Raw genomic sequence first — 7,672 nt, forward strand, 5'->3', positions numbered from 1 at the left:
AACTACATCTAGTATCTCTGTATCAACAGAGAGACAACCCGACGCGTATCATCGCGCCGTATCTTCATTTTAAACGGAAATACGAATCATGCGCATTACTATTTACACTCGTAACGATTGCGTTCAATGCCACGCCACCAAACGAGCAATGGAAAACCGTGGCTTTGACTTTGAGATGATTAATGTCGATCGCGATCCTGAAGCGGCAGAGGCGTTACGTGCTCAGGGCTTTCGCCAGTTGCCGGTAGTGATTGCAGGTGATCTTAGCTGGTCTGGCTTTCGTCCGGACATGATCAACCGCCTGCATCCAGCGCCACACGCAGCCAGCGCATGAGTCAGCTCGTCTACTTCTCCAGTAGCTCCGAAAACACACATCGCTTTATCAAACGTTTAGGGCTGCCCGCCGTGCGCATTCCGCTCAATGAGCGGGAACGGATTCAGGTAGACGAGCCTTACATCCTGATCGTGCCCTCTTACGGCGGTGGCGGTACGGCTGGCGCTGTGCCATGGCAGGTGATTCGCTTTTTAAACGACGAACATAACCGGGCGTTGCTTCGCGGCGTTATTGCTTCGGGTAATCGCAATTTTGGTGAGGCGTATGGCCGCGCCGGAGATGTGATTGCCCGGAAATGCGACGTGCCGTGGCTATACCGCTTTGAACTCATGGGTACGCAAAGCGATATCGAAAACGTTCGTAAAGGAGTAACCGAATTTTGGCAACGACAACCGCAGACCGCCTGACGCAGGAAACGATGGATTACCACGCCCTGAATGCGATGCTTAACCTTTACGATAGCGCGGGTCGCATTCAGTTCGATAAAGATCGCCAGGCAGTAGACGCTTTTATGGCGACACATGTACGCCCGAACAGTGTGACTTTTAGCAGCCAGCAGCAGCGCCTGAACTGGCTGGTCAACGAAGGTTACTATGATGAAAGCGTCCTCAACCGCTACTCTCGCAACTTTGTCATTACGCTGTTTGCCCATGCACACGCCAGTGGTTTTCGTTTCCAGACGTTCCTCGGTGCATGGAAGTTTTACACCAGCTATACGCTGAAGACTTTCGACGGTAAACGTCATCTGGAAGATTTTGCCGATCGGGTCACGATGGTGGCGCTAACGCTGGCGCAAGGTGATGAGACGCTGGCGACGCAGCTAACCGATGAGATGCTGTCAGGACGCTTTCAGCCTGCCACGCCAACATTCCTCAACTGTGGTAAACAGCAGCGAGGCGAACTGGTTTCCTGTTTTCTGCTACGTATTGAAGACAATATGGAGTCGATTGGTCGGGCGGTTAATTCCGCACTGCAACTGTCAAAACGCGGCGGCGGCGTGGCGTTTTTGCTGTCGAATCTGCGGGAAGCGGGTGCACCGATTAAACGTATTGAAAATCAATCTTCTGGCGTGATTCCGGTGATGAAAATGCTGGAAGACGCATTTTCCTATGCCAACCAGCTCGGCGCTCGTCAGGGGGCTGGGGCTGTATATCTGCACGCACACCATCCCGATATTCTGCGTTTTCTCGACACAAAACGGGAAAATGCCGATGAAAAAATCCGCATTAAAACGTTGTCGCTGGGGGTAGTGATCCCGGATGTCACCTTCCATCTGGCGAAAGAGAATGCGCAGATGGCGCTGTTTTCGCCCTATGACGTTGAGCGAGTTTACGGCAAGCCGTTTGCTGATATCGCCATCAGCGAACACTATGACGAACTGGTTGCCGATGAACGCATCCGCAAAAAATACATCAACGCCCGTGATTTCTTCCAGCGGCTGGCGGAGATCCAGTTTGAGTCCGGCTATCCCTACATCATGTATGAAGATACGGTTAACCGTGCTAACCCTATTGCCGGGCGCATAAATATGAGTAATCTCTGCTCAGAAATTTTGCAGGTTAACAGCGCCTCAGCGTATGACGAGAATCTCGACTATGCTCGCACAGGCCATGATATTTCCTGCAATTTAGGCTCGTTGAATATTGCTCACACTATGGATTCGCCAGACTTTGCCCGCACGGTAGAGACAGCCGTGCGCGGTCTGACGGCGGTGTCAGATATGAGTCATATCCGCAGCGTGCCGTCCATCGAAGCCGGAAATGCCGCCTCGCACGCCATCGGCCTGGGGCAGATGAATCTGCACGGCTATCTGGCGCGTGAGGGTATCGTTTACGGTTCGCCGGAAGCACTGGATTTTACCAATCTCTATTTCTACACCATCACCTGGCACGCCCTGCGCACTTCGATGTTGCTGGCGCGCGAACGTGGTGAAACCTTCGCCGGATTCAAACAGTCACGCTATGCCAGCGGTGAATATTTTAGCCAATATCTGCAAGGTAACTGGCAGCCGAAAACGGCGAAAGTTGGCGAACTGTTTGCCCGTAGCGGTATTACGTTACCTACCCGTGAGATGTGGGCGCAACTGCGCGACGACGTGATGCACTACGGCATTTACAACCAGAATCTTCAGGCGGTGCCGCCAACCGGTTCTATCTCTTATATCAACCATGCTACGTCGAGTATTCATCCGATTGTGGCGAAAGTAGAGATACGCAAAGAGGGCAAAACAGGACGCGTTTACTACCCTGCCCCGTTTATGACTAACGAAAATCTGGCGCTATATCAGGACGCTTACGAAATTGGCGCGGAAAAGATTATCGACACCTACGCCGAAGCGACTCGCCATGTCGATCAGGGGCTGTCGCTGACGCTGTTTTTCCCCGATACCGCCACCACTCGCGATATCAATAAAGCGCAGATTTACGCCTGGCGCAAAGGTATCAAAACGCTCTACTACATCCGCCTGCGTCAGATGGCGCTGGAAGGCACTGAAATTGAAGGCTGCGTCTCCTGTGCACTTTAAGGAATATCTATGAAACTCTCACATATCAGCGCCATCAACTGGAACAAGATTACTGACGATAAAGATCTGGAAGTATGGAATCGCCTGACCAGCAATTTCTGGCTACCGGAAAAAGTGCCACTGTCGAACGATATTCCCGCGTGGCAAACGTTAAGTACCATCGAACAACAACTGACGATGCGCGTATTTACTGGACTGACGCTGCTCGACACGTTGCAAAACGTTATCGGCGCGCCTTCGTTGATACCCGATGCACTCACGCCCCATGAAGAAGCAGTGTTGTCGAATATCAGCTTTATGGAAGCCGTTCATGCCCGCTCTTACAGCTCTATTTTCTCGACGCTGTGCCAGACAAAAGAGGTTGATGCCGCCTATGCCTGGAGTGAAGAAAATGCGCCGTTGCAACGAAAAGCACAGATTATTCAGCAATATTATCGCGGTGATAGCCCGCTGAAAAAGAAAATCGCCAGTGTCTTTCTTGAATCATTTTTGTTCTATTCCGGCTTCTGGCTGCCAATGTATTTTTCCAGTCGCGGAAAGCTGACCAATACCGCCGATCTGATCCGCCTGATTATCCGCGATGAAGCAGTACACGGTTATTACATTGGCTATAAATATCAGAAAAGCCTGGAAAAAATCTCCCAGGCACAACGTGAAGAATTAAAGAGTTTCGCCTTCGATTTATTGCTGGAACTTTACGACAACGAGTTGCAATACACCGATGAGCTGTACGCCGAAACAACATGGGCTGACGATGTGAAAGCGTTTCTCTGTTACAACGCCAATAAAGCCTTAATGAATCTGGGATACGAACCGTTATTTCCAGCAGAAATGGCAGAAGTAAATCCGGCAATCCTTGCCGCGCTTTCACCGAATGCCGACGAAAATCACGATTTCTTTTCCGGCTCTGGTTCCTCTTATGTGATGGGAAAAGCGGTCGAAACAGAAGACGAAGACTGGAGTTTTTGACGAGGTTATTTTTCAAAAATATCACCACCCACAGCAGGGAAATAATTCCAGTTAAACAGCTTTTTATCACGCAAATATTTTGTGGTGATCTACACTGACCCTCTGTTGCATTATTCGCCTGAAACCACAATATTCAGGCGTTTTTTCGCTATCTATAACAAAAAATATCAACTTTTCTCGATTTGCTCTCAGCCCTTATATCACGGGAAACTCCGGCAATTTGCTCGCATCAATATTCATGCCACATTTGCCCTCAGGGGTTGCCTCAGATTCTCAGTATGTTAGGGTAGAAAAAAGTGACTATTTCCATTGGGTAATATATCGACATAAACAAATAACAGGAATCTTTCTATTGCATGGCAATTAAATTAGAAATTAAAAATCTTTATAAAATATTTGGTGAGCATCCACAGCGAGCTTTCAAATATATCGAACAAGGACTTTCAAAAGAACAAATTCTGGAAAAAACTGGGCTATCGCTTGGCGTAAAAGACGCCAGTCTGGCCATTGAAGAAGGCGAGATATTTGTCATCATGGGATTATCCGGTTCGGGTAAATCCACAATGGTACGCCTTCTCAATCGCCTGATTGAACCCACCCGCGGACAAGTGCTGATTGACGGTGTAGATATTGCCAAAATATCCGACGCCGAACTCCGTGAGGTGCGCAGAAAAAAGATTGCGATGGTCTTTCAGTCCTTTGCCTTAATGCCGCATATGACCGTGCTGGACAATACCGCGTTTGGCATGGAACTAGCCGGAATTAACGCCGAAGAGCGTCGGGAAAAAGCCATTGATGCACTACGTCAGGTAGGTCTGGAAAATTATGCCCACAGCTACCCGGACGAACTCTCTGGTGGGATGCGTCAACGTGTTGGATTAGCCCGTGCATTAGCCATTAATCCGGATATTTTATTAATGGATGAAGCCTTCTCGGCGCTCGATCCATTAATTCGCACCGAGATGCAGGATGAATTGGTAAAATTACAGGCGAAACATCAGCGCACCATTGTCTTTATTTCTCACGATCTCGATGAAGCTATGCGTATTGGCGACCGAATTGCCATTATGCAAAATGGCGAAGTGGTACAGGTCGGCACACCGGATGAAATTCTCAATAATCCGGCGAATGATTATGTCCGCACCTTCTTCCGCGGCGTTGATATTAGTCAGGTATTCAGCGCGAAAGATATTGCCCGCCGCAGCCCGAATGGTTTAATTCGTAAAACCCCCGGCTTCGGTCCGCGTTCGGCACTGAAATTATTACAGGATGAAGATCGCGAATATGGCTACGTCATCGAACGCGGTAATAAATTTGTCGGCGCAGTCTCTATCGATTCGTTAAAAGCAGCATTAACGCAGCAGCAAGGTCTTGATGCGGCGCTGATTGATGCGCCGTTAGCGGTCGATGCGCAAACGCCTCTTAGCGAGTTGCTCTCTCATGTCGGACAGGCACCCTGTGCGGTGCCCGTGGTCGACGAGGACCAACAGTATGTCGGCATCATTTCGAAAGGAATGCTGCTGCGCGCTTTAGATCGTGAGGGGGTAAATAATGGCTGATCAAAATAATCCGTGGGATACCACGCCAGCGGCAGACAGCGCCGCACAATCCGCAGATGCCTGGGGTACACCGGCTGCGGCACCGACTGACGGCGGCGGCGCTGACTGGCTGACCAGTACGCCTGCACCAAATGTCGAGCATTTTAATATTCTCGATCCGTTTCATAAGACGCTGATCCCACTCGACAGTTGGGTAACTGAAGGGATCGACTGGGTCGTTACCCATTTCCGCCCCCTCTTCCAGGGTGTGCGCGTTCCGGTGGATTATATCCTCAACGGTTTCCAGCAACTGCTGCTGGGGATGCCCGCGCCTGTGGCAATTATCGTTTTCGCCCTGATAGCCTGGCAGATTTCCGGTGTCGGAATGGGCGTGGCGACGCTGGTTTCACTGATTGCTATCGGCGCGATCGGCGCATGGTCGCAGGCAATGGTGACTTTGGCGCTGGTGTTAACCGCCCTGCTATTCTGTATTGTCATCGGTTTGCCGCTGGGGATCTGGCTGGCAAGAAGCCCACGGGCAGCAAAAATCATCCGTCCACTGCTTGATGCCATGCAGACGACGCCAGCGTTTGTCTATCTGGTGCCAATCGTCATGCTGTTTGGTATCGGCAACGTGCCGGGCGTGGTGGTGACCATCATCTTTGCTCTGCCGCCTATTATCCGTCTGACCATTTTGGGGATTAACCAGGTTCCGGCGGATCTGATTGAAGCCTCGCGCTCATTCGGTGCCAGCCCGCGCCAGATGCTGTTCAAAGTTCAGTTACCGCTGGCGATGCCGACCATTATGGCGGGCGTCAACCAGACGCTGATGCTGGCCCTTTCTATGGTGGTCATCGCCTCGATGATTGCCGTCGGCGGGCTGGGTCAAATGGTACTGCGCGGTATCGGGCGTCTGGATATGGGGCTTGCCACCGTTGGCGGCGTCGGGATTGTCATCCTCGCCATTATCCTCGATCGCCTGACACAGGCCGTGGGGCGCGACTCACGTAGTCGCGGCAACCGTCGCTGGTACACCACTGGCCCTGTCGGTCTGCTGACCCGTCCGTTCATTAAATAACTCTGCACCTGCCCGGTGACGCCGGGCATTGCCACCCTGCCAAAAAAAGGAATAACAATGCGACATAGCGTACTTTTTGCGACAGCGTTTGCCACGCTTATCTCTACACAAACTTTTGCTGCCGATCTGCCGGGCAAAGGTATTACCGTTAATCCGGTTCAGAGCACCATTACCGAAGAAACCTTCCAGACGTTGCTGGTCAGCCGTGCGCTGGAAAAATTAGGTTATACCGTCAACAAACCCAGCGAAGTGGATTACAACGTTGGTTATACGTCACTGGCTTCCGGCGATGCGACCTTTACCGCTGTGAACTGGACGCCGCTGCATGACAACATGTATGAGGCTGCCGGTGGCGATAAGAAGTTTTATCGCGAAGGGACATTTGTTAACGGCGCTGCGCAGGGATACCTGATCGATAAGAAAACGGCCGACCAGTACAAAATTACCAACATCGCGCAGCTAAAAGATCCGAAGATTGCCAAACTGTTTGATACCAACGGCGATGGCAAAGCGGATTTAACTGGCTGTAACCCCGGCTGGGGCTGCGAAGGCGCTATCAACCACCAGCTTGCCGCTTATGATCTGACGAATACCGTAACCCATAATCAGGGGAACTACGCGGCGATGATGGCCGACACCATCAGCCGTTACAAAGAGGGCAAGCCGGTGTTTTACTACACCTGGACACCGTACTGGGTGAGTAACGAACTGAAGCCGGGGAAAGATGTAGTCTGGTTGCAGGTGCCGTTCTCCGCACTGCCGGGTGATAAAAACGCCGATACCAAACTGCCGAATGGCGCAAATTACGGCTTCCCGGTTAGCACCATGCATATCGTTGCCAACAAAGCCTGGGCCGAGAAAAACCCGGCGGCAGCGAAACTGTTCGCCATTATGCAGTTGCCGGTTGCGGACATTAATGCCCAGAACGCCATTATGCATGACGGCAAAGCCTCAGAAGGCGATATTCAGGGCCACGTTGATGGCTGGATCAAAGCCCACCAGCAGCAGTTTGATGGCTGGGTGAATGAGGCGCTGGCAGCGCAGAAGTAGTTTTTATTCGGGCGGATAGGGTGTTTACGCCGTATCCGCCATTCTGTGCACAATGCCTGATGCGACGCTGGCGCGTCTTATCAGGCCTACAAACCACACTCATTTCGTAGGGCGGAAAGGCGTTTTCGCCGCATCCGCCTTCTGTACACAATGTCTGATGCGACGCTGACGCGTCTTAT

Annotated in this window: 7 protein-coding genes; all 7 read left to right on the forward strand. The window is 51.3% G+C overall.

Going from position 1 to position 7,672, the window contains the following annotated elements; translation table 11 throughout:
- The first annotated feature begins 88 nt into the window (after nt 1-88).
- The 7 genes from nrdH to proX all read left to right on the forward strand — a co-directional run bounded on the left by nrdH (nt 89) and on the right by proX (nt 7,493).
- Complete coding sequence (nrdH, locus tag A1WG_RS17925) at nt 89-334, forward strand: glutaredoxin-like protein NrdH (RefSeq protein ID WP_001223225.1); 246 nt, start codon at nt 89-91, stop codon at nt 332-334.
- On the forward strand, nt 331-741 hold the full coding sequence (gene nrdI / locus A1WG_RS17920) for a class Ib ribonucleoside-diphosphate reductase assembly flavoprotein NrdI (protein ID WP_016242531.1): 411 nt from the start codon (nt 331-333) through the stop codon (nt 739-741). Before nrdH ends, nrdI begins: the two co-directional genes overlap by 4 nt.
- Nucleotides 714-2,858, forward strand: coding sequence for a class 1b ribonucleoside-diphosphate reductase subunit alpha (nrdE, locus tag A1WG_RS17915; RefSeq protein ID WP_001516922.1), 2,145 nt, complete (start codon nt 714-716; stop codon nt 2,856-2,858). The genes nrdI and nrdE overlap by 28 nt, the downstream gene beginning before the upstream one ends.
- 9 nt (nt 2,859-2,867) lie before the next feature.
- On the forward strand, nt 2,868-3,827 hold the full coding sequence (gene nrdF, locus A1WG_RS17910; protein ID WP_001516923.1) for a class 1b ribonucleoside-diphosphate reductase subunit beta: 960 nt from the start codon (nt 2,868-2,870) through the stop codon (nt 3,825-3,827).
- A gap of 356 nt (nt 3,828-4,183) precedes the next feature.
- Nucleotides 4,184-5,386 (forward strand): glycine betaine/L-proline ABC transporter ATP-binding protein ProV, encoded by a 1,203-nt coding sequence (gene proV / locus A1WG_RS17905; RefSeq protein WP_000985481.1) that lies wholly within the window; start codon nt 4,184-4,186, stop codon nt 5,384-5,386.
- Complete coding sequence (gene proW, locus A1WG_RS17900; protein WP_000774962.1) at nt 5,379-6,443, forward strand: glycine betaine/L-proline ABC transporter permease ProW; 1,065 nt, start codon at nt 5,379-5,381, stop codon at nt 6,441-6,443. The genes proV and proW overlap by 8 nt, the downstream gene beginning before the upstream one ends.
- 57 nt (nt 6,444-6,500) lie before the next feature.
- Complete coding sequence (gene proX / locus A1WG_RS17895) at nt 6,501-7,493, forward strand: glycine betaine/L-proline ABC transporter substrate-binding protein ProX (protein ID WP_001516924.1); 993 nt, start codon at nt 6,501-6,503, stop codon at nt 7,491-7,493.
- The last annotated feature ends 179 nt before the right edge of the window (nt 7,494-7,672 follow it).

The sequence above is a fragment of the Escherichia sp. KTE96 genome (genome assembly GCF_000408525.1).
GTDB classification, from domain to species: Bacteria; Pseudomonadota; Gammaproteobacteria; order Enterobacterales; family Enterobacteriaceae; genus Escherichia; species Escherichia marmotae.

Excerpts from the sequence above, each read along its gene's own strand:
- proX (WP_001516924.1), top strand. The coding sequence starts at position 6,501 with ATGCGACATAGCGTACTTTTTGCGACAGCGTTTGCCACGCTTATCTCT.
- nrdI (WP_016242531.1), top strand. The coding sequence starts at position 331 with ATGAGTCAGCTCGTCTACTTCTCCAGTAGCTCCGAAAACACACATCGC.
- nrdH (WP_001223225.1), top strand. The coding sequence starts at position 89 with ATGCGCATTACTATTTACACTCGTAACGATTGCGTTCAATGCCACGCC.
- proW (WP_000774962.1), top strand. The coding sequence starts at position 5,379 with ATGGCTGATCAAAATAATCCGTGGGATACCACGCCAGCGGCAGACAGC.
- proV (WP_000985481.1), top strand. The coding sequence starts at position 4,184 with ATGGCAATTAAATTAGAAATTAAAAATCTTTATAAAATATTTGGTGAG.
- nrdF (WP_001516923.1), top strand. The coding sequence starts at position 2,868 with ATGAAACTCTCACATATCAGCGCCATCAACTGGAACAAGATTACTGAC.